Below are 25,543 nucleotides of genomic sequence, written 5' to 3'. Positions count from 1 at the left end.
CCACCGTACCCGGGCGCTCACACCGCTACGCGGGTGAAAGGAAGGGCCCCCGCTTATCGGATTCTGTAGAAGCGGGGGCCCTTCCTAACGCGTCAGCGGCAGCCGCACCGGGCCAGCGTGGTGGCGATCCGGTCCAGTTCCCGCTGCGCCTCGTCCTGCCCCACCGGCACCTTGTTGGCGAGTACGGCGAAGGCCAGCAACCGGCCGTCGGCGGTGGTCAGCACGCCGGAGATCGCGTGCACCCCGCTCAACGTCCCGGTCTTGGCACGCACCACGCCCGCCCCGGCCTTGGTCGCCTTCGCGCCCGACCGGTCGAACCGGTCGCGCAGCGTGCCCGACCAGGCCGCCACGGGCAGCCCGGGGAAGAGGTCGGCGAGTTCCGGCCTGGTCCGCTTGGCGGCCATCGTCAGCACGTCGGTCAGCAGGCTCGGAGTGACCCGGTTGGCCCGGGACAGCCCGCTGCCGTCGGCGAGCGAACTCTCCGCCGCCGGCAGCCCGAGTTCGCCGACCATCTCGTCGACCGCCTCCGCCGCACCGACGAACGAGGCCGGCTTGTCCCGGCTCAGCGCGACCTGCCGGGCCAGCGCCTCGGCCACCACGTTGTCGCTGTCCCGGAGCATGAACTCGACCAGCCGGATCATCGGCGGTGAGGAGACCCGGCCCAGCTCGGTGCCGGCGCTCTGGCTACCGGGGCTGGCGCTCGCCGCCGCGGCCGGGGCGGTCGCGGCCGCCGCCGGCGCCTTGCCGATCACCACCGCCGAGTTCGGCAGCCCGAGCAGCTTGGCGAAGGCACGCCCGGCGGCCTCGTCCGGCTTCGCGTACCGCTCCTGGCCCCGCCCCTTGTCCTCCGGATCCTTCCGCGCGCCGTCGGTCATCAGCGGCGTGATCACCGCACCGAACCCGCCGGTGGGAATGTCCGGATCCCAGGCCGGTTCGAGGACCGGACCGGGGAAGAGGGTGTTGTCGACGATCACCTTCGTCGGGGCGGTGCCGCCGAGCGCCTTCTTGACCTGCGCGGCGAGCCGGTCGAGCCGCCCGGCGCCCGGGTACCAGCCGGTGGCGTTCACCGCCAGCGTCGGGTCACCGGCGCCGATGATCACCACTTCGCCCGGGTTCGCCCCGGCCACCGCCCGGGTGGTGATCCGGTACGCCGGGCCACGTGCCGCGAGTACGGCCGCCGCGGTGACCAGTTTGGTGGTCGACGCCGGCACGGTCGGGGTGTCCTGGCCGTTCTCGTAGAGCGCCTGCCCGGTGACCGCGTCGACGACCGAGATGTTCACCTCGTTGCCGAGCGTGGAGGAGGTCACCAGCGGGCCCAGTACGGCCCGTACGCCCTCCGGGGTGGGGGCCGGAGCGTTCGCCCCGGCGGCCGCGAGTACGGGTGGTGGCGGCGGTTCGGTCGGGTCTGCGGCGCCGGGGGTCGGCGAGGCGTCCCCGCCCAGCCAGCCGTCCACCGGGCCGGGGCGGACCACGGCCACCCCGGCGAGGGCGAGCGCCAGCACGAGGACGGTCGCGAGCACGCCGAGCAGCCTGCCCCGGCCCCGCCGTCCGGTCGGCGGTACGCCACCGGGCACCGCCCCGCCGACCGGTAGCCCCGACGGCGGGCTGCCGGGTGGCGGCGTACCCGGTGGAAGGGTTCCGTTGCCGGCAGCCGGCGCGTCGGCGCCCGGCCGGCCGGGCCAGGCCGGCGGCGCGGGCCGGTCCGACCAGGCGGAGGGCTCCACGGGCCGGTCCGACCAGGCGGACGGGTCGGTCGGAGCCTTCCCGGGGCCACCGGGCGGCACCGGCGGGACCTGCCCGGGCCGGCCGGCGGTGCCGGGCGGCGGGATCGGCAGGCTCTGCCCCGGCCAGCCGGCGGCACCCGGCGGCGGGGTCGCCCGGCCGGACCCGCCGGACGGTCCCGGTGGGGGACCCGGAGTGTGCGACGGCGGGATCGGTAGGCTGGCCGGCAGCGGCACGACGGCACGCCCCCGAACAGGCGCGGACCCGGCGGGCGGCTGCGGCCCGCTGGCGCCCGGCACCACCACCCGGCCCTGCGCCGGGTGCTCCGGCGGGTTCTCTCCGGTCAGGTCCGAGTGTGAATCTTCACTCCCCACCGGCCCCTCCTCCCCGTCGAATTCTGCCTAGGCGACACTACTTTGGTCCGAACACCGCACGGGGGCCGGCGGCAAGGTGAATCGCGAGATCACCCGCGCAGGTGCCGATCGTTGTGGTTCCGTTGGCCAGCGCCGGCAAACGAGGGAGCGTGCGAGATGGATTTCGACGTCACGGTTGAGATCCCCAAGGGTCACCGCAACAAGTACGAGGTGGACCACGCGACCGGCCGGATCCGGCTGGACCGTACCCTCTTCACGTCGACCCAGTACCCGGCGGACTACGGCTTCATCGAAGGCACGCTGGGTGAGGACGGCGACCCACTCGACGCTCTGGTGCTGGTACCCGAACCCACGTTTCCAGGTTGCCTCATCCGGTGCCGGACGATCGGCATGTTCCGGATGACGGACGAGAAGGGCGGCGACGACAAGGTCCTCTGCGTGCCGTACGAGGACCCGCGCCAGGAGCACCTGCGGGACATCCACCACCTCGGCGAGTTCGACCGGTTGGAGATCCAGCACTTCTTCGAGGTCTACAAGGACCTGGAACCAGGCAAATCGGTCGAGGGCGCCACCTGGGTCGGTCGGACCGAGGCGGAGGCGGAGATCCGGACGTCCTTCCGCCGGCACCAGGAAGCGGTCGAACGGGGCGAGTCGCCGCACTGACCCCCGGCCCGCACGGCAACCGGCCGGTGGCATCCCGTCAGGGGCCACCGGCCGATCTCGATTCCGCCAAGCCTTCGATTCGGTAGAGCCGGCCGCCCGGCTCCCGTCGGGCCGGGCGGTTCCCCGCGGGGCACGCCGGGCGGCGGGTCAGCCGAGCAGGCCCCGTGCCTGGGCGTACAGGCCGAGTACGGCGCAGGCCACCGGCACCACCGCGATCACCATCAGGGTGTCGATGATGTCGGCGGTCCGGCCCAGGTAGGGCCCCGGCTCCCGCTTCGAGTAGGTCGCACCGGCCCCGATCACCACCAGGGCGAGCACCAGGCCACCGGCGGTGAGCAGCAGCAGGCCGGTCTCCTGCATCCGGAACAGCAGGGAGATACCGAGCACCACCGCGCTGCCGATCCCGGCCGCCATCAGCGGCACCCGCTGGCGGACCGTGACGAAGAGCCGGGAGCGCAGCAGTAGCGCCGCCGCCGAGACCGCGACCATCAGCCGGCCGGAGAAGCCGCCCGCGACCACCAGCACCAGCGCCGCCACCACGGCGAGGACGGCGTGCCCCACCAGCATGCCGGTGAGCATCTCCTCGGTCCGGGCGACGGCCGCGAAGACCCGTCCCCGGTCCGGCCGCTCCCGCATGGCGCTCTGCTGCGGAGTCGACGCGGTGAAGCCCTCCGCCGCCTCGGCGCCGGTCGGCAGCGTGATCGGCGGCATCGGCAGCTTGCCGAAGCGGATCGCCAGCAGCGGCAGCATGCCGATCGCACAGACCAGCGCGGCCATCAGGATCGCCGCCGACCCGGCCGCCGAGACCACGAACCCGACCAGCGCGGTCAGCGCGCCGAGCAGCCCGACCGAGACACCGGCGGCGTAGACCCGCAGCCCGGCGGCGACCCCGACCATGCCGAGCACCGCGATCAGCAGCAGCGCGACCGAGCCGGCCAGCGCCTCCGGCGCACCGAGCCAGCGGATCCAGCCGACCACGCCCACCGGGTCGCCGGAGGCGACCAGCAGGGCGCCGCCGAAGAAGGCGAACGGCATCGCGTACCCGCCGAGGGCGGCACCGGCGGTGGCGTCCCCGTACGCCCGGGAGGCCACCACCGCACCCAACGACAGCAGTACGGCCGCGCCGAGCGCGACGAAGGCGCCCAGTTCCCACAGCGTGCCGCCGGCGATCACCGCGAAGAGGCAGACGGCGAGCAGGGCACCCGCCGCGGTCAGCGTGCCGATCCGGGTGTTCCGCCCGGACCACGCGCTGCCCCGGCGCCTCGCCCCGTCGGCGATCGCCTCGACCACGTCGTCGTACTCCAGCTCCGGCCACTGCGCCCGGGCCGGCACCAGGTGCAGCACGTCGCCGTCGCGTACGCCCTGCGGCAGCAGTGCCTTGCCGGCGGCCAGCGGTTCGCCGTCGGTGCGGCGCAGCAACCACCCGCCGTGCTTCTCGCCGTCGTCGGCCAGCCCCTCGCCGGCATGCCGGAGAACCTCGGGCAGGAGTTCGGCCAGCGGCAGGTGTTCGGGCAGCGCGACGTCCACCCGTCGTTGCGGCGCGCTGATCGTGACGCGGGCGAGCCCGGTACTCATCGACAGTCCTCCATCGAGGGGGCAACCCATGGCTGCGCGGACGACCGCACTTTACCTAGGATGGGTCACACTCGTCCGACCGAGCGCGATGACATTTGCGACGCGGGGGCGTCGGATGGCCCGCCAGGACGGCAACCAGCAACCGTCGGCGTGGCCTTAGGGGAGGTCTGGAATGGACACGGGTAGCCAGGGCCGGGGCGGCACGGACCGCGCCGGAGCAGCCCCGGAGCTCGGCGTACGGCCCGATGGCGGCCGGTCCGGGCCGGCGGGCGACGGCCGGCGGGCCAGCGCGGAGCGGGCGGCGGGAGGCGACCGGTGAGTACCGTCGTCATCAAGCGCCCACCGCGCCGTCCCGCACCGGAGATTCCCACCGGCGAACTGGCCGTCGAGGCGCCGCCCGAGATCCCGCAGGCGACCGGCGGCAAGTGGCAGCAGATCATGATGGTGCTGCCGATGCTCGGCGGCTCGGTCGCGATGGCGATGATGTTCGGCCGGGGCGGCGGCGCCTACTCGTACGTCGTCGGCGCCATGTTCGGCGTCTCCTCGCTCGCCATGGTGGCGTCCTCCTGGGGCAGCGCCTCGGGTTCGCCGAAGAAGTCGGAGATGATGCAGGCCCGCCGGGAATACCTGCGACACCTGGCAACCCTGCGGCGGCGGGTCCGGGAGACCGCGTCGAAGCAGCGGTCCGGCCTCTTCTACCGGCACCCCGACCCGGCCCAGCTCTGGTCGACTGTGGGCAGTTACCGGGTCTGGGAGCGGCGTCCCAGCGACGGCGACTTCGGCGTCGTCCGGGTCGCGGTCGGCCCGCAGACCCTGGCCACCCCGCTGGTGCCGCCGGTGACCCGGCCGCTGGAGGACCTGGAGCCGATGACCGCCGGTGCGCTGCGCCGGTTCCTCGACGCGTACTCGGTGGTGCCGGACCTGCCGGTCGCGCTCTCCATCCGGGGCTTCGCCCGGGTCTTCGTCCGCAACGCACCCCACCAGCGCGACCAGTCCCGCGAGCCGGCCGGCGGCGACCCGCAGGCGCTGGCCCGGGCGGTGCTCACCCAGCTCTCCGTCTTCCACGCCCCGGAGGAGCTGCTGATCGCGATCTGCGCCGGTCCGGAGCGCCGGGCCCGGTGGGAGTGGGTCAAGTGGCTGCCGCACGCCCACCACCCGACCGCCGTGGACGCGCTCGGCCCGGTACGCCTGGTGGCCAGCTCCGCGGTCGAGCTGGAGAAGCTCATCGACGACGTGGTCGGCAACCGGTCCCGGTTCAGCCTCTCCGGCCCGGCCACCGACGGCCCGCACGTGGTGATCGTTCTCGACGGCGGCGACCTGGCCGGCGCCGGCTACCTGGCCGGCGACAGCGGCATCGACGCGGTGACCATCGTCGACCTGGACAGCCCGCCGCCCCGGCTGCTGGACCGGGCCATGCTGGTGCTGGAGACCGACGGCGGCCGGCTGAACACCTACTCGATGGACGGGCAGGCCGAGGTCGGCACCCCCGACCGGCTCAGCGTCGAGGAGGCCGAGGCGGTCGCCCGCCGGCTCGCCCCGCTGCGGCTCGCCGCCGCCCAGAAGGGCTCCTCGGACGACTCCCTGGTCAAGGAGATGACCCTGGGCGAGCTGCTCGGGGTCGGCGATCCGGAGAACTTCAGCACCGTGCAGGGCTGGGCACCCCGGCCCAACCGGGACAAGCTGCGGGTGCCGATCGGCGTCGGCGGCGACGGCGGCGTGGTCGACCTCGACCTCAAAGAGTCCGCACAGGACGGTATGGGCCCGCACGGCCTGCTCATCGGCGCCACCGGTTCCGGCAAGTCCGAGCTGCTGCGTACCCTCGTGCTCGGATTGGCGGCGACGCACTCGTCCGAGGCGCTCAACTTCGTACTGGTCGACTTCAAGGGCGGCGCGACCTTCGCCTCGCTGGACCGGCTGCCACACACCGCCGCCGTGATCACCAACCTCGCCGACGAGCTGCCGCTGGTCGACCGGATGGTCGACGCCATCAACGGCGAGATGATCCGCCGGCAGGAACTGCTCCGCAAGGCCGGCAACTACGCCAACCTGAAGGACTACGACAAGGCCCGCTCCGGCGGTGCGGCGCTGGCACCGCTCCCCTCGCTGCTGATCATCTGTGACGAGTTCTCCGAGCTGCTCAGCGCCAAGCCCGACTTCATCGACCTCTTCGTGCAGATCGGCCGGCTGGGCCGGTCGCTCGGGGTGCACCTGCTGCTCGCCTCGCAGCGGCTGGAGGAGGGGCGGCTGCGGGGGCTGGACACGCACCTGTCGTACCGGATCGGTCTGCGGACCTTCTCCGCGCTGGAGTCCCGGGCGGTGCTGGGCGTGCCGGACGCGTACGAGCTGCCCCGGGCGCCGGGACACGGCTACCTGAAGTTCGGCACCGAGCCACTGGTCCGGTTCAAGGCGGCGTACGTCTCCGGGCCGTACCAGAAGGCCACCACGGGCGGGCCGGGCGCGCAGGGGTACACCGGTCCCCGGCTGCTGTCGTACTCGACGCACTTCGTGCCGGTACCCAAGCCGGTGGTACAGGCCGCCCCCAAGCCGGCCCCGGAGGACCCGGCGGCGCAGAGCCTGCTCGACGTGATGGTCTCCCGGCTGGTCGGCCAGGGTCCGCCGGCCCACCAGGTGTGGCTGCCGCCGCTGTCCCAGGCCCCGGCGCTGGACGAGATCCTCGGGCCGGTGATCACCGACCCGGCGCGCGGGCTCACCTTCGGCAACCCCGAACTGCACGGCGCGCTACAGGTGCCGGTGGCGATGATCGACAAGCCGTTCGAGCAGCGCCGCGACCTGCTCTGGCTCTCCCTGGAGGGCGGCGCCGGGCACGTCGCGGTGGCCGGCGGTCCGCAGTCGGGCAAGTCGAGCCTGCTGCGCACCATGATCTGCGGGCTGGCGCTCACCCACACCCCGGCCGAGGTGCAGGTCTACTGCCTCGATTTCGGCGGTGGCTCGCTCGCCGCGCTCCGCGACCTGCCGCACGTCGGTGGGGTCGCCGGCCGGTCCGAGGCGGCGGCGGTACGCCGTACCGTCGGCGAGATCTCCACCCTGCTCAACGAGCGCGAGCAGCGCTTCGCCGAGCTGGGCGTGGAGTCGATGCCGGCGTACCGGAAGCGGCGGGCCTCGGCTGGCGGTGTCGGGGTCGGCGCGGACCCGTTCGGTGACGTCTTCCTGGTCATCGACGGCTGGCCCACCCTGCGCGGCGAGTACGACGACCTGGAGCCCCTGGTCACCGACATCGCCACCCGGGGCCTCTCGTACGGCGTGCACGTGGTCGCGGCGGCGCCCCGCTGGATGGACTTCCGGCCGGCGATCCGGGACCTGTTCGGCTCCCGGCTGGAGCTGCGGCTCGGTGACCCGACCGACTCGATCATCGCCCGCAAGGCGGCGGCGAACGTGCCGGAGAAGACGCCGGGTCGCGGCATCACCGCCGAGAGCCTGCACTTCCTGACCGTGCTGCCGGAGCTGTCCAGCCTGGGCGGCGGGCAGACCCAGGCTCTGGTCAAGGCGGTCGCCGGCAACTGGAGCGGCGCACCGGCCCCCCGGGTCCGGCTGCTTCCGCCGGTGCTCCCCTACGCCGACCTGGACGTCGCCGGTGTGGCCGGCCTGCGGCTGCCGATCGGCATCTCCGAGGCCGACCTCCAGCAGGTGTCGATCGACTTCGCCTCCGAGCCGCACTTCCTGCTCTTCGGCGACGCCGAGTGTGGCAAGTCGTCCTTCCTGCGGGCGCTGGCCACCTCGATCACCAGCCGGTACACCCCGGAGCAGGCCCGGATCATCCTGGTCGACTTCCGGCGCAGCCTGCTCGGCGTGATCCAGTCCGACCACCTGATCGGGTACGGCACGGCCGCCCAGGCCACCAGCGAGCTGATCGAGTCGGTCGCCGGTTACATGCAGCGCCGGCTGCCCGGGCCGGACGTCACGCCGCAGCAGTTGCGGGACCGTTCCTGGTGGACCGGGCCGGAGCTGTTCGTACTCGTCGACGACTACGACCTGGTCGCCACCGGCCCGAACAACCCGCTGCTGCCGCTGGTGGAATACCTGCCGCAGGCCCGGGACGTCGGTCTGCACCTGGTGCTGACCCGGCGGTCGGGTGGCGCCTCCCGGTCGCTCTACGAGCCGATCATCCAGCGCCTCCGGGAACTCTCCTCCCCCGGTCTGGTGATGTCCGGCAGCAAGGACGAGGGCGCCCTGATCGGCTCGGTACGCCCCGGCCCGATGCCGCCCGGCCGGGGCCGGCTGGTGACCCGGAAGGAAGGGATCCGGCTGGTGCAGCTGGCCTACCTTCCGTCGACCTGACCCTTCCCGTCGAGCCCGAGGGCCCGGCCGACCCGATCACTCGGGTGGCCGGGCCCTCGGTCTCGGGGCGGTGGACAGTGGATCTCAGATCGGTTGCAAAGTTTCACCACGCGACAGGGGTGAAACGGGGTAACCTCCGTGCATCATGTGTCCCCCGGGGTGAAATGACCATGCTGTGACCAGGCTGCCGCAGATACCTGAACGTGCTGTCGCCCGGGTCGCCGGAGTGGCGCTGCTCGCCACGGCCGGGATCGCCGGATCGCTGTTCGGTCCGCGTCCGGCACCGGCGACGGCCGCCGTGCCGGCGCCGCCGGTCAGCCTGCCCGTGCTGGCCGACGCGGTGCGCGACGAGCAGTGGCAGTTGGCCGAGTTCAACGCCAAGGCCGTCTGGAAGGTCGCCGCCGGCAAGGGCGTCACGGTGGCGGTGGTCGACTCCGGAGTGGACGCCTCGCACGCCGACCTCGCCGGGCAGGTGCTGCCCGGCATCGACCTGGTCGAGGGGAGCGGCAACGGGCAGACCGACCCGGTGGGGCACGGCACCACCGTCGCCGCGCTGATCGCCGGCCGCAGTGACGACACCCGGGGCGTCGCCGGGCTCGCACCCAAGGCCAAGATCCTGCCGGTCCGGGTGCTCGACGAGGAGAACCGCTACGACGACGCGCTGATAGTCGCGAAGGGCGTCCGGTGGGCGGTCGACAACGGTGCCCAGGTGGTGAACCTGTCGCTGGGCGGCACCGGGGAGAGCCCCGCGCTCGCCGCCGCCCTCGACTACGCCTTCGCCCGGGACGTGGTCGTCGTCGCCTGCACCGGCAACCTCGGCTCGTCCGCCGGCAAACGCGTCTGGTACCCGGCCCGCGAGCCGGGCGTGGTCGCCGTGGCCGGCCTGGAACGTGAGAGCGACGCGCTCTGGTCGGGCTCGATCACCGGTGCCGAGACGGTGCTCTCCGCTCCGGCCACCGGCCTCACCGGCGCCCGGCCGGGCGGCTTCTGGCGGGTCCAGGGCACCAGCTTCGCCGCGCCGCTGGTGGCCGCGGCGGCGGCCCTGGTCAGGTCGCACTGGCCGAAGATGTCCGCCGGGGACGTGGTCAACCGACTGATCAACACCGCCCGGGACGTCGGCCCGTCCGGCCGGGACGACCGGTTTGGCTTCGGCGTCGTCGACCCGGTCGCCGCGTTGAACGGCGAGGTGTCGAGCGTACGGAGCAATCCGCTGGACGACGGCGCGGCGCCACCCGGCGTCGCCGGCTTCGGCTCCGCGCCCGGCCAGGAGTCGGCGACTCCGCCGCCCAGCGACGATGCGGAGAGCGTGGGTACGGCCGCCTCCGGCCGCTCCGCCGACTGGACAGCCCAGGCGGCGGGCAACCAGGTCGACGACCCGTTGCCGAGTTTGTGGAGCGGTGGCGGGCTGCTCTTCCTCGTGGTCGTCGCCGGGGCGGTGCTGGTGGTCCGGCGCCGCTTCCACCGCGAGCGCCCCTGACAGCGACATCGGCCGCCGCAGACTCGTAACCGGCCGGGAGAGCGTTGCCGCCGGGAGCCCGTTAGCGGCCGGAGAGCGTTCCCGGTCGGGAAGCCCACCACCGGTCAGGTGCAGGCGCCGGTGTTGGTGACCTTGGTCCGTTCCAGGCCGGTGCTGGCGGTCGAGCGGGCCTCGTCGGCCGTCACCGCGAAGCCGGTGTTCGGGTCGTCGGCAGCCGCCGCGAAGATCACCCCGAGCACCTGGCCGTCCGGGGCGACCAGTGGCCCGCCGGAGTTGCCGCTGCGGACCAGGCCCCGGATCGTGTAGATCTCCCGGTTTACCCGGCCCGACTCGTAGATGTCCGGACCGGCGATCTCGCCGACGTCACGGATCCGCGCCGGCTGGGCGTTGTAGGGCCCGTCCAGCGGAAACCCGAGCACGATGGCGTCGTCCTCGATCGCCGCCTCACCCGTGGCGAACCGCATCACCGGGGCGGACAGCTCCGGTACGTAGAGCACCGCGAGGTCGCGGTCAGGGTCGTAGACGACGACCCGGGCGCTGTGCCGCTCACCGGCAACCTCGACCTGGACGCTCCGGGTGCCGGCCACCACGTGCGCGTTGGTCATCACCCGGTTCTCGGCGTAGACGAACCCGGAGCCCTCGATCCGGCGGGAGCAGCTTGGCGCGTTGCCGAGCACCTTGACCACCGAACGCCGCCCGTTCACCACCACCTGCGAGCCGGCCAGCGCCGGGTCGGGCGAGGCCACCTCGCGGGACCGGGTCGGGGCCAGCCCGCCGAAGACGTCCGGGAAGCCGTTGGTGTCGACGGTGTCCCGCAGCGCCCGGGACAGCGCCTGCGCCTCCGGCGGCAGTACCCGGTCCACCACGGTCAGCAGCGCGCTGTTGCGGACCGCACTGGCCAGCCAGGGCAGCGAGGAGGAGGCCAGCGGTACGGCCACCAGCCAGGCCACCAGGAGTACGGCGAACAGCGAGACCACCGCCCCGCCGACGTCGTCGGCCGTCCGGCCGGCCTGGCTGGTGATGGCGTGTCGCAGGTGTGAGCCGAGCCACCCGGCGAGGGCCTGGCCGAGCACCGCCAGGCCGAAGATCGAGACCAGCGCGACCACTACCCGGGTCGAGTTGCTGGTGAACTGCTCCGCGAGGAGCGGACCGACCTGCAACCCGATCAGGGCGCCGCCGAAGAAGCCGGTGAAGGAGAGCAGACCGATGACAAATCCCTGCCGGTAGCCACTGATCGCGAACAGCAACATGAGCAGGATCAGAACGACATCCACCACCGACACCCGTTCAGGGTACGGGGGAGAACTGGGAATGGCCTGGGCCACCGACGCTTACCGCCGAATCGGTGCCCCGCACCGCTTCCCGCCGCAGGCTCTCCGCACCGCCCGCCGCAGGGCTTGCCCACCGGCTCCTGGCAGGGCTTGCGCACCGCCCGGTCCGGGCGCCGTCGGCTCCCGCCAAATCGGCTCCCGTCGGATTTCCGGTTCAGGAGGGTGTCGTCGGCCGGGTCAGCTGGTCGGCCTCGTCGGCCTCCTCGATCCCGGGCGCGGAACTCGGCGGCGGGCTGGTCGGCGGCAGGTCGAGAATCCGGTCCTGCGGCCAGGGTCGCGCCCAGCCGGCCATCTCCAACAGCGTGGCGAGCACCCCGGCGGTGAAGCCCCAGACCAGCATGCCCCGGGCCTGGAAGGCCGGCCCGACCCAGCCGCTGGGATGGCGTACCCGGACCCGGTTGGCCGGGTCGACGAGTTCGGCGACGGGCAGCCGGGCGACGTGCGCGACCTCGGCCGGCTCGCGCGAGTGCACCGGATGAGGTCGGTGCCACCAGGCGAGTACCGGGGTGACGACGAAATCGCTGACCGGAATCCACAGCCGGGGCAGTTGGGCCAGCACGGTGACGCTGGTCGGGTCGAGGCCGACCTCCTCGTGCGCCTCCCGCAGGGCGGTCGCCGCCGCGTCCTCGTCCTCCGGATCGCACGCCCCGCCGGGAAAGGCCGGCTGCCCGGCATGGGTACGCAGGGTCGCGGCCCGTTGCAGGATCAGTACGTCGAGCCCGTGCTCCGGCTGCTCGCCGAGGAGCACCAGTACGGCACTGTCCCGTCCGCCGTTGGCCGGGGTGCGTACCCGGGTGAAGTCCTCGGTGCGGGCCGACCGGACGCGGGTGAGCAGTGGCTCGCACCATGCCGGAAGTTCGTGCTCGGTCACGACGGCACCGCCACCCCCAGGTGCCGCCGGACCAGTGTGGCCAGCTCGGCGTCGTCGAGGGCGCCCGTCTCGTCCCGGTGCCGGATCCGTCCATCGGCGTCCACGAGGAGCGTGACCGGCAGTACGGCCCGACCGCCCAGCCCGGTCAGCAGCTTCTTGTCCCGGTCGTAGAGGTTGGGAAACTCCAGTCCGAAGTCCTCGCCGATCGACTGGGCGGCGGGACGGGAGTCCCCGCTGTTCACCCCGACCACCCGGAGCCGGTCGCCGGCCCGCTCGGCGAGCCGCTGGAACGCGGGCAGCTCCTTGCGGCAGGGCGCGCACCACGAGGCCCAGAGGTTGAGTACGGCCGGCCCGCGCAGCTCGCCCACGGCGACCTCGCCGCCCCCGACGAAGCAGGGCAGGTCCAACGCCGGCAGCGACCGTCCGGCTGCCGGCGTCGCGCCGGATGCACCGGCCGTGCCCGCCGGGGTGCCGGGTGCGGCGGCCGAGGCAGTCAGCGCGGCGCAGTCGGTGAAGGCGGTCGTCGTGCTGCTCTCTCCGACCGGCGCCGGTCCGGTCTCCGGCTCCGCGTCCCGGCCGGTGCAGGCGGTGGCGAGCAGCAGCAGTGCCAGCAGCGGCCCGCCGAGTACCAGCCGTCTCACGGGGTGTCGCCGACGGTGGCGGTCGCCGGCACCAGGTCGGGATCGACCCCGGCCTGTACCGCCAGCTCACGAGCCCGGGGGCCCTTGAGTAGTTTCGCGGCGGCGGCCGGGTCGGTCGGGCCGAGTCCGTAGGAGGGGCAGAGCCGGGCCAGGGTGCAGGCACCGCAGGCCGGCTTGCGGGCGTGGCAGACCCGCCGACCGTGGAAGATCACCCGGTGCGAGAGCATGGTCCAGTCGCGCCGCTCGAAGAGCGCGCCGACGGCGTGCTCGATCTTGACCGGGTCGGTTTCGGTCGTCAGCTCCCACCGATGCATCAACCGGTCGAAATGGGTGTCGACGGTTATCCCGGGCACCCCGAAGGCGTTGCCGAGGATGACGTTGGCGGTCTTGCGGCCGATCCCGGGCAGGGTCACCAGGTCTTCGATCCGGCGGGGCACCTGGCCGTCGTAGCGCTCGACGAGCTGGCGACCAAGGTTGATCAAGGAGTTGGTCTTGTTCCGGAAGAACCCGGTGGGCCGGATCATCTCCTCCAGCTCGGCCCGGTCCGCCCCGGCGTAGTCGGCCGCCGCCGGATAGCGGGCGAACAGTTTCGGCGTCACCTCGTTGACCCGCTGATCGGTGCATTGCGCGGAGAGGATGGTCGCCACCGCCAATTGCAGCGGACCCTGGTGGTTGAGCTCGCAGTGGGCGTCGGGGTGCGTCTCGGTCAGCACCCGGCCGATCCGCCGGGCCCGCCGCTTGCGGCCCAGCTCTGATTCGACGGTACGGCGGGTCGGCCGCGCCGTCCGGATCGCCCGGGTCGCCTCGCCGGGCGCGACTCCGACTCCGGTCTGCGCGGAGTCGTCAGTGGCACTCACGCCGGCCAGCCTACGTCGCGGCGACGACATCAGTGCTGGGGAGCCCGCCCCGGCCTGAACCCTGGGAAAGCCCCCGCACTCAGGGCCGGCACTCCGGACCCCGCCGCCCCGGCTCGCGCCGGACCGGCACGCGGCCCGCTCTCCTCAGGCTCCGGGCGGCCAGCCTCAAGGCCTGGCGCTTGACGGCCAGCCTCAGGGCCTGGCACTCGCCTCAGCTCGCGGCGGCCGGCGGCGTGATCTTGCCGTCTGCGGCCACCCGGGCACCGGTCTTCGGAAAGTCGGACCTGCACAGGTCCCGGACGAGACCAGCGGCGCGCCGCTGCGAGTCCATCGTCGGCCTGCCCGCGCCGTTCATGTACGTCGAGATCAACTGCCCACCCGCCCACTCGCCCTCGGAGGTCAGCGAGACCTTGAGTACGGCTCCCCAGCCGAGCCGGCCGTTGTTGCTCAGCGTCCCCTCGCCACCGGCGAAATTGCCGAGGCTGTACGCGATCAGCCGGCCCTTGTAGAACTCCAGCGCCCGCATCACGTGCGGCCCGTGCCCGACGACCAGGTCGGCACCCGCGTCGATCATCGAGTGCGAGAACTTGATCGGATCACCCCGGTTCTCGCCGAGGAAGAGCTCCGTGCCGGGACGGACCCGGGTCTTCTCCGAGCCCTCGCCGCCCATGTGCACCTGCACGACGACCAGGTCCGCCATGGTGGCAGCCTTCTGGATCACCTTCTTCGCCGAGCTGATGTTGGTCAGGCTGTTCGACCAGGCGTACGACGAGAAGCCGGCCACGGCCACCTTGACGCCCTCGACGTCGACCACGGTGATCTGGTTGGGCGCGCCGGTGTGCTGGAGGCCGTACTTCTCCAGGGCCTCCTGGGTGTTCTCGTAGCCGGCCTTGCCGTAGTCGTACCCGTGGTTGTTCGCCTGGTTGAGCAGCTCGAAGCCGGCCTCCTTGAGATGCCCGGCGTACGACGGCGGGGCCCGGAACTGGTGGCAGCGGGTGGAGTTGGCCCCGCACTTGGAGGTGCCGGTGTCGTCGGTCAGCGGCTCCTCGAGGTTGCCCATCACCAGATCGGCGGCGAGCGCCTTCTTGACCGAGTTGAAGAAGCCCTTGCCACCGTTGGCCGGCAGCCGTCCCGGGGCGTTGCCCATCACGATGTCCCCGGTGGCGGACATGGAGATGACCCTGGGTGCCGGCTCACCGGTCGGCGACGGGTCGGCCGAGGCCGAACCGGCGGCGCTGGGCGCGCTCTGTGGCCCAGCCGGATCGTCGCCGCCGAACATGTTGAACGCGGCCACCGCGGCCACCCCGGTACCGAGGAGCACGGCCAGGACCGCGGTAACGACGAGGACGGTCCGGCCGGCGCTGCGGGGCGCCCGACGGGACTTGGGTGTGGTCGGCTCGGTGTCGTACATCGCCCGGTGACAGTACCGGGATCGGGCAACCGGAGCGACCGTCGACCGGCCGATGTTCCCCCGCCGCCCGTCCGTACTCCCTCGGACGGCCGACTCCGCCCCCGGCCCCGACCATCCGCTACCGGCCCGTTCCGGCATCCACGACCGGACCGTCGCGCCGGCTTCAGTCGCGCCGGCTACTCCGGCGGCGGCATCCGGCTGTCCGGTCGCGCGGCGGGGTTCACCGCTGCGACCAGGGGACGGTTGGTCGGGCCCCGCCCTCGCGTACCGCCCGGCAGGCGGCGCGGGCCAGCGGGGCACCCCAACGCGACCGTGGACCGCCGTACGGTGCGGCGGGCCCGTCCGGTGGGCAGAGCACGGTCACCGCGTCGGTGGCGGTACCGGTGGCGGGCAGGCCCAGCTCGCGCAGCGCCTGGGCCTTCGCCTCCGTGATCGTCGCGACGGCGTTGACCAGGGCGGCGTCGCCGAGGCGCTCGGGCAACAGCGCGACGATGTTGACCGTGCCGACCCGGTGCACCGTGCCGCCCGGCCCCGCCGGCTCCAGCGGCGGTCCGGGGGCGTCGGCCGCCCAGATCGGGGCACCTAGACCGACGGTGGCCCAGATCCGGACATCGCGGTCGTCGGCGGTCACCACCTCTGCGACGTCGACGCCGGTGAGCAGTCCGACCCCGGGTCCGCGCAGGTCGAGCCGGTCGGCCAGCTCGCCGAGGTGCGCGTCCGGGTCGTCCCGGCGGTACGACATCGGCACGGTCGCGTTGACCACCCAGTGCCGTACGCCGATCCCGCCGCCGAGCGGGCCGGAGCTGATCGCCAGCGCGGGTCGGTCGAGCCGCCAGACCAGCAGCGGAGCCTCCCGCCCGTCCTCGACCCGGTAGGTCAGCTCCAGTTCGCGCAGCACCGCCCGACCCTACGGTCCGGCGGACCGGGAGCCTGGCGGAGGACCCCGGGTGGAGGCCGGAGACCCGCCCGGGCGGACACGGCAGGCGTCAAACCGGACGTACCCCCGGGTCATCCGGGGTTACGGGTACCGGCACCGGATCAAGATTCCAGGGGTGCTCCTCCGATTACTCTTCACATGCGCCTAGACTTGGCGGGCGCGCCGATCACCGGCCGGAACCCGGCCGCGGGCGGCTCGCGTGGGCGGAGGTGCGCGATGGACGAGGTGTTGGCTCGGAGCGGGATCTTCCAGGGCGTGGACCCCGAGGCTGCCGAGGCACTCGCGAAGGACATGGAGACGCTTGAGGTCCGTAAGGGCGAGATCGTCTTCAACGAGGGCGAACCGGGCGACAGCCTTTATATCGTCCTGAGCGGCAAGATCAAGGTCGGTCGCCGGGCCGCTGACGGCCGACAGAACCTGATCGCCGTGATGGGCCCGTCCGACATGGTCGGCGAGCTTTCGCTCTTCGACCCCGGCCCGCGTACGGCGACCGCCACCGCCGTGATCGACACCCGGCTCGCCCGGCTGCGCAAGCAGGCGCTGCGCCCGTGGCTGAACAACCGGCCGGAGATCGCCGAGCAGTTGCTCCGGGTGCTCGCCCGCAGGCTGCGCCGGACGAACGACAACCTGGCCGACCTGATCTTCACCGACGTGCCCGGCCGGGTGGCGAAGAACCTGCTCCAGATGGCGGGCCGGTTCGGCACCCGGGACGGCGGCGTACTCCGGGTTACCCACGACCTGACCCAGGAGGAGATCGCCCAGCTCGTCGGCGCCTCCCGGGAGACCGTCAACAAGGCGCTGGCCGACTTCGCCTCGCGGGGCTGGCTGCGACTGGACGGCAAGAGCATCATCATCCTCGACCCGGAGCGTCTGGCCCGCCGCGCCCGGGTCTGACCGCGCCCCCTACGCCCTCGGCCCCGCATCACCTGGACTGGATGATGCGGGGCCGCTGCGTGCCGCCCCCACCCGGCCTCATTCCAGACCGGTCCACCGGGTCGGCCCCCGACTTCGGTCGCCAAGATTCCTTGGAGACCGATGGTGGACCCGACGCACCAGCGACGAGAAACAAGCAGTCTTGACTGTTTGTTTGTGGCGGGGCAGGCTGTCTCCGTGCCCACCACACCGACCCGTACGCCCCAGCGGGAACGCAGTCGGGCCACCCAGGCCCGGGTGCTGGAAGCCACTGTGGAGTGTCTGGTCGAGCGGGGTTGGTCCGGCACCACCACCACGGTGGTGGCGGCCCGGGCCGGCGTCTCCCGGGGCGCTCAACTGCACCACTACCCCACCAAGAGCACCCTGGTGATGGCCGCTGTCGAGCACCTCGCCGAGCGCCGGGCGGCGGAGATCCGCGCCGAGGCGGCCGACCTGCCGGCCGGCCCGGAGCGGCTCGACCGGGTCGTCGACATGCTGGCCAGCGCGTTCACCGGTCCACTCTTCGTCGCCGCCCTCGAACTGTGGGTCGCCGGCCGGACCGACCCGGAGCTGCGGGACGCGCTGGTGCCGCTGGAGGCCCGGGTCGGCCGGGAGATGCACCGGCTCACCGTCGACCTGCTCGGCGTCGACGAGCGGCAACCGGGGGTACGCGAGGCGATCCAGGCGACCCTCGACCTGCTCCGAGGGCTCGGGGTGGCCAACCTGCTCTCCGACGACTCGACCCGGCGCGCCGCCCTGCTCGCCATCTGGAAACGCCAGCTCGCCGCGATCGTCACCACCGCACACCACTGACCCGTACCGCAACCGGCCGCAAGGAGCCCGCGCATGGTCGACCTGGACAGCCTGCTGACGGACCTGGCCGCCGAGTCGGCGGCGCTGGAGACGCTGGTGGTGAAGCTGCCCGAGGCAGGATGGGCCCGGCCCACCCCCGCGCCGGGCTGGACCGTCGCCCACCAGATCGCGCACCTCGCCTGGACCGACCACGTCGCCACACTGGCCGCCACCGATGTCGACGCGTTCGCCGAGTCGATCCGGCACGCGGCGAACGATCCGGACGGCTTCATCGACCGGGGCGCCACGGAGTTCCTGGCACCCGTACCCGAACTGCTGGACCGGTGGCGGGCCGGCCGGTCGACCCTCGACCGGGCGCTGCGCGGCGTTCCGGCCGGGACAAAGATGCCCTGGTACGGCACCCGGATGTCGGCCACCTCGATGGCCACCGCCCGGATCATGGAAACCTGGGCGCACGGCGAGGACATCGCCGACACCCTCGGCATCACCCGTACGCCGACCGCCCGGCTCCGGCACGTCGCCTACCTCGGCGCCCGTACCGTCGGGCACGCCTTCGCCACCCACGGCCGCCCGATCCCCGACGCGCCCGTACGCGTCGAGCTGACCGGTCCCGACGGCGAGCCCTGGCACTTCGGGCCTGCCGGCGCGGTGGACCGGGTCTCCGGGCCGGCACTGGACTTCTGCCTGCTGGTCACCCAGCGGCGGCACCACGCCGATCTCGCCCTGGTGGCGACCGGACCCGTCGCCACCGAATGGCTCGGCATCGCCCAGGTCTTCGCCGGCCCACCCGGCCCCGGCCGCCGCCCCGCCGACCACGGCGAGCCTGGTGAACACGGCGGATCAGCCGACCACGGCGAATCGGCTGAACGCGATCGACCGGGCGGGGTGTCGTGATCGGCACCAGCCCGGAGGTGCTGCGGATCGGCAACGCCTCCGGGTTCTACGGCGACCGGTCCAGTGCCTGGCGGGAGATGCTCGACGGCGGCGATCTCGACGTGTTGACCGGCGACTACCTGGCCGAGCTGACCATGCTGATCCTCGGCCGCGATCGGCAGCGCGAACCGGAACTCGGCTACGCCCGGACCCTCCTCCGGCAACTCGAACCCTGCCTCGGCACCGCGCTGGACCGGGGCGTGCGGATCGTGACGAACGCGGGTGGGCTGCATCCGGCCGGGCTGGCCGCCGCGCTGGCTACCCTCGCCGACCGGCTCGGGCTGCCGGCCCGGATCGGGTACGTGGAGGGCGACGCGCTGGACCGGCCCGGCGCGCTGACCGCGAACGCGTACCTGGGGGCGTTCGGCATCGCCGCCTGTCTCGATGCCGGGGCGGACGTGGTGGTCACCGGGCGGGTCAGCGACGCCTCGCTGGCGGTCGGCCCCGGGATCGCCCACTTCGGCTGGACCCGGGACGATCTCGACCCGCTCGCCGGGGCGACCGTGGCCGGCCACCTGCTGGAGTGCGGTGCCCAGGTCAGCGGTGGGAACTTCAGCTTCTTCACCGAGTTGCCGGACGGTGGGCGCCGCCCCGGCTTCCCCCTCGCCGAGCTGCACCGGGACGGCTCGGCGGTGCTCACCAAACATCCGGGTACCGGCGGAGCGGTCACCCGGGAGACCGTCACCGCCCAACTGTTGTACGAGATCGCCGGTCCCGACTATCTGGGCCCGGACGTGGTGACCCGACTCGACTCGGTCACCCTGACCGACGCCGGACCCGACCGGGTACGCGTCAGCGGGGCGCGTGGCGCACCCCCGCCGCCCGCCCTCAAGGTCGGGGTCACCCGGCTCGGCGGCTTCCGCAACTCGATGACGTTCGTCCTCTGTGGACTTGATATCGAGGCGAAGGCGGCACTGGTCCGGGCACAGCTCACCGACGCGGTCGGCGCCGAGGGGCTGGAGTTCACGCTTGCCCGTACCGACCATGTGGACGCGGTCGACACGGAGACGGCGAGCGCGCTGCTGCGCGTACACCTCCGCGACGGTGACCCGAAGCGGGCCGGGCGGGCCTTCTCGGCCGCCGCCGTCGAACTGGCCCTGGCCTCCTACCCCGGCTGTACCCTCACCACCCCGCCCGGCGACGCGACCCCGTACGGGGTGTTCACCGCCGAGGAGGTGGCCCAGGACCGGGTACGACAGGTCGCCGTGCTCCCCTCCGGCGAGCGGATCGAGATCGCACCTCCCACCGTCACCGCAGCACGCCGCGAGGAGCCGACCGCCTCGGCGCGCCAGGACCAGCCGGCCCCCGAGCCGGGCGGGCAGGCGCTGGGCGGTGGTGGCCCGACCCGGCGGGCACCGTTGGGTACGGTGCTCGGCGCCCGCTCGGGCGACAAGGGCGGCGACGCCAACCTCGGAGTCTGGGCCCGGTCGGCGGCCGGGCACCGTTGGATGCGCGGCTGGCTGACCGGCGAACGGCTGCGCAGCCTGCTGCCGGAGACCGCCGCACTGCCGGTACGGCGATACGAACTGCCGCACCTGCGGGCGGTCAACTTCGTACTCACCGGGCTGCTCGGTGCGGGGGCGGCCGGCTCGACCCGGTTCGACCCGCAGGCCAAGGCGCTCGGCGAACTGCTGCGCGCCCGCCTCGTCGACCTGCCGGTCGAGCTGCTCGACGGGCCGACGGCCCCACCCGACGGGCCGGCCGTCGAGGACCCGGCGTGACGACCGAGCCGGAGACGCTGGAACGCCGGCAGCTCCGCGACCTGACCCGGCGGTTCGTCACGCGCGACGTGCTGCCCCACCTGGACGGGTGGGAGCGGGCCGGCGAGGTGCCCCGGACGCTGCACGACACCGCCGCCGGGCTGGGACTGCTCGGGCTCGGCTTTCCGGAGGCGGTCGGCGGCAGCGGCGGCGACCTGCGGGACAGCCTGCTGGTCACCGAGGAACTGATCCTGGCCGGCGGCTCTTCCGGACTGGTCGCCGCGCTCTTCACCCACGGCATCGCCCTGCCACACATCGTCGCCGCCTGGCAGCGGGACAGCCGCCCCGGACCCGGCTCCGGAACGGGACCCGCACCGGGACCGGGCGCCGCCGCCGAGCTGGTCGACCGGTACGTCCGGCCCGCCCTCGCCGGAGCGCGGATCGGGGCGCTCGCGGTGACCGAGCCGGACGGCGGCTCGGACGTGGCGGCGCTGCGTACCACCGCCCGGCGGGACGGGTCCGACTACCTCGTCAACGGCACGAAGACCTTCGTCACCAGCGGGATACGGGCCGACTTCGTCACCACCGCCGTCCGGACCGGTGCACCGGGTGCGGCCGGCATCTCCCTGCTGGTGATCGACACGGACGCACCGGGCTGCACCGTCGACCGCCGGCTGGACAAGCTCGGCTGGCACTGCTCCGACACGGCCACCCTCTCCTTCGTCGACGTCCGGGTCCCGGCGGGGAACCTCGTCGGCGTCGAGAACGGCGGCTTCGCCGCCATCATGCGCCAGTTCGGCACCGAACGGCTCTCCCTGGCCACCCAGGCGTACGCCACCGCGCAGCGCTGCCTCGACCTGACCCTGGCCTGGTGCCGGGACCGGCACACCTTCGGCGGTCCGCTCGTCGGGCGGCAGGTCGTGCGGCACCGGCTCGCCGAGATGGCCACCCGGACGGCGGCGGCCCGCGCGTACGTCCGGCAGGTCGCCGACCGGGTGGCGGCCGGCGAGCCGGTACCACACGAGGTCGCGATGGCCAAGAACGCCGCCGTCTCGGCCTGCGACTGGGTGGTCGACCAGGCCCTCCAACTGCACGGCGGCCACGGCTACCTGCGCGACGCCGAGGTGGAACGGCACTACCGGGACGCCCGGATCCTGGGCATCGGCGGCGGCACCACGGAGATCATGAACGAGATCATCGCCAAGGGCCTGGGAATCTGAGGCGTGGACAGGAGGAACCGGTCGTGACCGTGTTGCGGACGGCCGTCGATCCGGCGGCTGCGGCGTACCAGCAGAACCGGGCGGCGATGCTGGACCGGCTGGCGGAGCTGGAGGGCGCGCTGGACGCCGCCCGGGCCGGCGGCGGCGAGAGGTACGTGACCCGGCACCACGAGCGGGGCAAACTCCTGGCCCGCGAACGGATCGAGCTGCTGCTGGACCGGGACGCGCCGTTCCTGGAACTCTCCCCGGTCGCGGCCTGGGGGACCGACTTCCCGACCGGTGCCGGCGTGGTCACCGGGATCGGCGTGGTCGAGGGCGTCGAGTGCGTCGTCGTCGCCAACGACCCGACGGTACGCGGCGGCGCGGTCAACCCGTACACGCTGCGGAAGACCCGGCGGGCCGGCGAGATCGCGTTGGCGAACCGGCTCCCGATGATCAATCTGGTCGAGTCGGGCGGTGCGGACCTGCCCAGCCAGGCGGAGATCTTCATTCCCGGCGGCCAGGTCTTCCGGGACCTGACCCGGCTATCGGCGGCCCGGATCCCGACCCTCTCGGTGGTGTTCGGCACCGCGACGGCGGGCGGGGCGTACGTGCCGGGGATGTCCGACTTCACCATCATGGTGCGCGGCCGGGCGAAGGTCTTCCTGGCCGGGCCCCCGTTGGTGAAGATGGCCACCGGCGAGGAGGCCGACGACGAGTCGCTGGGCGGTGCCGCCATGCACGCCGGCACCTCCGGGCTGGCCGACTTCGTCGCCGCCGACGAGCGCGACGGGCTGCGGCTGGCCCGGCAGTGCGTACGCCGGTTCGCGTGGCGCAAACACGGCCCGCCGCCCCGCACCACCCGGCCCGAGCCACCGAGGTACGACCCCGAGGAACTGCTCGGCATCCCCAACGGTGACCTGCGGGTGCCGTTCGACCCGCGCGAGGTGCTGGCCCGGATCCTGGACGGCTCGGAATTCGACGAGTTCAAGCCCGCCTACGGCCGCGCCCTGGCCACCGGGTGGGGCGAGTTGCACGGCTATCCGGTCGGCGTACTGGCGAACGTCCAGGGGGTCCTCTTCTCCGAGGAGGCGCAGAAGGCGACCCAGTTCATCCAGCTCGCCAACGCCGCCGACGTCCCGCTGCTCTTCCTGCAGAACACCACCGGTTACATGGTCGGCACCGAGTACGAGCAGCGCGGCATCATCAAGCACGGCGCACTCATGATCAATGCGGTGTCGAACTCGACAGTGCCGCACCTGACGGTCAACCTCGGCGCCTCGTACGGGGCGGGCAACTACGGCATGTGCGGGCGGGCGTACGAGCCGAGATTCCTCTTCACCTGGCCGAACGCCAAGTCGGCGGTGATGGGCCCGGCACAGCTCGCCGGAGTGCTCTCGATCGTGGCCCGGCAGGCGGCGCAGGCCAGGGGCCGGCCGTACGACGAGGACTCCGACGCCGCCATGCGGGCCATGGTGGAGCAGCAGATCGAGACGGAGTCGGCCGCGCTGCACCTCTCCGGCCGGCTCTACGACGACGGCGTCATCGACCCCCGGGACACCCGTACGGTGCTCGGGCTCTGCCTCTCGGCAATCCACAACGGACCGCTCCGCGGCGCCGACCACTTCGGCATCTTCCGACTCTGATGTGTAAGGAAGGGCCCCTTCCTATCGTTTTCTGTTGCAGAAGGGCCCCTTCCTAACAGCTCAGCCCGACCCAACCAAGGAGGAGCGGCGGATGATCCGCAGACTGCTGGTGGCCAACCGGGGCGAGATCGCCCGGCGGATCTTCGCCACCTGCCGGTCCCTCGGCATCGAGACCGTCGCCGTGCACTCCGACCCGGACGCCGACGCGCCGTACGTCGCCGAGGCCGACGTCGCGGTCAGGCTGCCGGGCGCCGCGCCGATCGACACGTACCTCCGGGTCGACCGGCTGGTCGAGGCGGCCCGGCGGACCGGGGCGGACGCGGTACACCCCGGTTACGGCTTCCTCGCCGAGCACGCCGGCTTCGCCGGTGCGGTCGGTGACGCCGGCCTGACCTGGGTCGGCCCGCCCGCCAGGGCGATCGCGGCGATGGGTGACAAGACCGAGGCGAAGACGCTGCTCGCCGACGCGGGCGTGCCGATGCTGCCGACGTACACCGCTGCCGACCAGGTCGAGGCGTTTCCGGTACTGGTCAAGGCGGCGGCCGGCGGCGGCGGGCGCGGGATGCGGATCGTCCGCGATCCGGCGGACCTCGCCGGTGCGATCGAGGCGGCCCGCCGGGAGGCCGCCGCCGCGTTCGGCGACGGCACGGTCTTCGTCGAGCCGTACGTCGAGCGGGCCCGGCACGTCGAGGTGCAGGTCGTCGCCGACGCGCACGGCACCGTGCTCTGCCTCGGCGAGCGCGAGTGCTCCATCCAGCGCCGGCACCAGAAGATCGTCGAGGAGACGCCCTCGGTCGCGGTCACCGCGCGGTTGCGGGCCGGGCTGGAGAGCGCGGCGGTGGCCGCCGTCCGCGCCGTCGACTATCTCGGGGTCGGTACCGTCGAGTTCCTGCTCACCCCGACCGGGGAGTTCCACTTCCTGGAGATGAACACCCGGCTCCAGGTCGAGCACGCGGTCACCGAGTGCGTCACCGGGACCGACCTGGTCCGGCTGCAACTGCTGGTCGCCGAGGGCGGCCGGCTGCCGGCCGCCGCCCCGCCGGCCACCGGGCACGCCATCGAGGTACGCCTCTGCGCCGAGGACCCGGCCGCCGACTGGCTGCCGGCGACCGGGACGCTGCACCGGTTCGCGGTGCCGGGGGTGACCGCCGAGTTCGGCACCGGCCCGGGGCGCGACTTCGGACTGCGGCGTGCCGCCGGACTGCGGCTCGACTCCGGGGTGCGGGACGGCTCGGTGGTCGGGGTGCACTACGACTCGATGGTCGCCAAGCTGATCGCCTGGGCACCGACCCGGGACGAGGCGGCCCGGGCCCTGGCCGCCGCGCTGCGCCGGGCGGAACTGCACGGCGTGACCACCAACCGGGACCTGCTGGTCCGGGTACTCCGCTCGGCCGAGTTCCTGGCGGGCGAGATCGACACCGGTTTCCTCGACCGGCATCCGGAGGTCTTCGCCCCGCTGCTGCCGCCGGACCGGGTCGGGCTGGCCGGGCTGGCCGCCGCGCTGGCCGGGGCCGCCGAACGCCGGGCCGCCGCACCGGTGCTCGGCACGCTGCCCTCCGGCTGGCGCAACGTCCCCAGCACGCCACAGACCATCGGGTACGCCGGCCCGACCGGCCCGGTCGAGGTCGACTACCGGCTGGACCGTTCCGGTGCCCTGCTCAGCTGGGCGGTCCGACCTGCCGGCACCGACCCGAGCCGACAGCCGGAGCCGAACAGGCAGCCGGAGCCGAACAGGCAGCCCGAACCGAACAGGCAGCCCGAACCGGGCCGACGGCCCGAACCGAGCGGGCAGCCGGAGGTGGTGCTGCTCGCGGCCGAGCCGTCCCGCGTCGTGCTGGCGCTCGACGGGGTGCGGCAGGCGTTCGTCGTACACCGGGTCGGCGAGACGTCCTTCGTGGACGGTCCGGACGGCTCGGTGGTGCTGACCGAGCTGCCCCGGTTCGCCGAGCCGACCCCCGAACTGGCCGAGGGCTCGCTGCTGGCGCCGATGCCCGGCACGGTCAGCCGGGTACTGGCGACGGCCGGGCAGCCGGTCGCCGCCGGTGAACCGCTGCTCGTGCTGGAGGCGATGAAGCTCGAACATCCGGTCACCGCCCCCGCCGCCGGGGTGGTGGCGGAGCTGCCGGTCGCCGCCGGCGCCCAGGTGGAGACCGGTGCGGTGCTCGCCGTCGTCACCCCGGAATAG

At 73.4% G+C, this 25,543-nt stretch carries 17 protein-coding genes and 1 pseudogene; 10 read left to right on the top strand and 8 right to left on the bottom strand.

Annotated elements, in window-relative coordinates; genetic code table 11:
• Nucleotides 1-92 precede the first annotated feature (92 nt).
• Nucleotides 93-1,574 (bottom strand): D-alanyl-D-alanine carboxypeptidase/D-alanyl-D-alanine endopeptidase, encoded by a 1,482-nt coding sequence (dacB, locus tag V1634_RS11615; protein WP_331207879.1) that lies wholly within the window; start codon nt 1,572-1,574, stop codon nt 93-95.
• Nucleotides 1,575-2,252: 678 nt separating this feature from the next.
• Between dacB and V1634_RS11610 the strand changes: the two genes are divergently transcribed.
• A complete protein-coding gene (locus V1634_RS11610; RefSeq protein WP_107257365.1) occupies nt 2,253-2,759 on the top strand; it encodes an inorganic diphosphatase in 507 nt (168 codons plus the stop codon).
• A 147-nt stretch (nt 2,760-2,906) separates the two neighbouring features.
• Here V1634_RS11610 and eccD read toward each other — a convergent pair whose 3' ends face one another.
• On the bottom strand, nt 2,907-4,334 hold the full coding sequence (gene eccD, locus V1634_RS11605; protein ID WP_331207761.1) for a type VII secretion integral membrane protein EccD: 1,428 nt from the start codon (nt 4,332-4,334) through the stop codon (nt 2,907-2,909).
• 315 nt (nt 4,335-4,649) lie between these two features.
• Here eccD and eccCa point away from each other — a divergent pair, with 315 nt between their 5' ends.
• A complete protein-coding gene (gene eccCa, locus V1634_RS11600) occupies nt 4,650-8,630 on the top strand; it encodes a type VII secretion protein EccCa (protein WP_331207760.1) in 3,981 nt (1,326 codons plus the stop codon).
• 298 nt (nt 8,631-8,928) lie between these two features.
• Entirely contained in the window at nt 8,929-10,107 is a 1,179-nt protein-coding gene (gene mycP / locus V1634_RS11595) for a type VII secretion-associated serine protease mycosin (RefSeq protein ID WP_407951770.1), read from the top strand.
• Between the two features lie 104 nt (nt 10,108-10,211).
• Here the strand turns inward: mycP and V1634_RS11590 are convergent, their stop codons facing one another.
• The 6 genes from V1634_RS11590 to V1634_RS11565 form a co-directional block, all read right to left on the bottom strand.
• A complete protein-coding gene (locus tag V1634_RS11590) occupies nt 10,212-11,390 on the bottom strand; it encodes a MarP family serine protease (RefSeq protein ID WP_331207758.1) in 1,179 nt (392 codons plus the stop codon).
• 202 nt (nt 11,391-11,592) lie between these two features.
• Nucleotides 11,593-12,309 (bottom strand): NUDIX hydrolase, encoded by a 717-nt coding sequence (locus V1634_RS11585; RefSeq protein WP_331207757.1) that lies wholly within the window; start codon nt 12,307-12,309, stop codon nt 11,593-11,595.
• Complete coding sequence (locus V1634_RS11580; protein WP_331207756.1) at nt 12,306-12,950, bottom strand: TlpA family protein disulfide reductase; 645 nt, start codon at nt 12,948-12,950, stop codon at nt 12,306-12,308. Before V1634_RS11580 ends, V1634_RS11585 begins: the two co-directional genes overlap by 4 nt.
• Entirely contained in the window at nt 12,947-13,807 is an 861-nt protein-coding gene (nth, locus tag V1634_RS11575) for an endonuclease III (RefSeq protein ID WP_407951758.1), read from the bottom strand. The genes V1634_RS11580 and nth overlap by 4 nt, the downstream gene beginning before the upstream one ends.
• Nucleotides 13,808-14,018: 211 nt before the next feature.
• The gene (locus V1634_RS11570; RefSeq protein WP_407951757.1) at nt 14,019-15,218 is read right to left on the bottom strand and encodes a CapA family protein; all 1,200 of its coding nucleotides are present in this window, start codon (nt 15,216-15,218) and stop codon (nt 14,019-14,021) included.
• A 220-nt stretch (nt 15,219-15,438) separates the two neighbouring features.
• Nucleotides 15,439-16,116, bottom strand: a complete 678-nt coding sequence (locus tag V1634_RS11565) for an adenosylcobinamide amidohydrolase (RefSeq protein WP_331207755.1) — start codon at nt 16,114-16,116, stop codon at nt 15,439-15,441.
• Nucleotides 16,117-16,371: 255 nt separating this feature from the next.
• On the opposite strand from V1634_RS11565, the gene V1634_RS11560 reads away from it, so the two are divergent.
• The 7 genes and pseudogenes from V1634_RS11560 (at nt 16,372) to V1634_RS11530 (ending at nt 25,543) form a co-directional block, all read left to right on the top strand.
• Nucleotides 16,372-17,049: a Crp/Fnr family transcriptional regulator gene (locus V1634_RS11560; protein WP_101369128.1), complete on the top strand. Its 678-nt coding sequence runs from the start codon at nt 16,372-16,374 to the stop codon at nt 17,047-17,049.
• Nucleotides 17,050-17,265: 216 nt separating this feature from the next.
• Complete coding sequence (locus V1634_RS11555; protein ID WP_331207754.1) at nt 17,266-17,880, top strand: TetR/AcrR family transcriptional regulator; 615 nt, start codon at nt 17,266-17,268, stop codon at nt 17,878-17,880.
• A gap of 33 nt (nt 17,881-17,913) precedes the next feature.
• Nucleotides 17,914-18,687 (top strand): annotated as a pseudogene (locus V1634_RS11550) (TIGR03084 family metal-binding protein); the annotation flags it as partial.
• Between the two features lie 164 nt (nt 18,688-18,851).
• On the top strand, nt 18,852-20,534 hold the full coding sequence (locus V1634_RS11545; RefSeq protein ID WP_407951769.1) for an acyclic terpene utilization AtuA family protein: 1,683 nt from the start codon (nt 18,852-18,854) through the stop codon (nt 20,532-20,534).
• A complete protein-coding gene (locus tag V1634_RS11540) occupies nt 20,531-21,733 on the top strand; it encodes an acyl-CoA dehydrogenase family protein (protein ID WP_331207752.1) in 1,203 nt (400 codons plus the stop codon). Before V1634_RS11545 ends, V1634_RS11540 begins: the two co-directional genes overlap by 4 nt.
• 86 nt (nt 21,734-21,819) lie before the next feature.
• Complete coding sequence (locus V1634_RS11535) at nt 21,820-23,358, top strand: acyl-CoA carboxylase subunit beta (protein ID WP_407951768.1); 1,539 nt, start codon at nt 21,820-21,822, stop codon at nt 23,356-23,358.
• A gap of 91 nt (nt 23,359-23,449) precedes the next feature.
• Nucleotides 23,450-25,543, top strand: coding sequence for an ATP-binding protein (locus tag V1634_RS11530; RefSeq protein WP_331207750.1), 2,094 nt, complete (start codon nt 23,450-23,452; stop codon nt 25,541-25,543).

Origin of the sequence: Plantactinospora veratri, from assembly GCF_036421995.1 — a bacterium.
GTDB classification, from domain to species: Bacteria; Actinomycetota; Actinomycetes; order Mycobacteriales; family Micromonosporaceae; genus Plantactinospora; species Plantactinospora veratri.
This window is presented reverse-complemented; position numbering and strand designations above follow the sequence as displayed.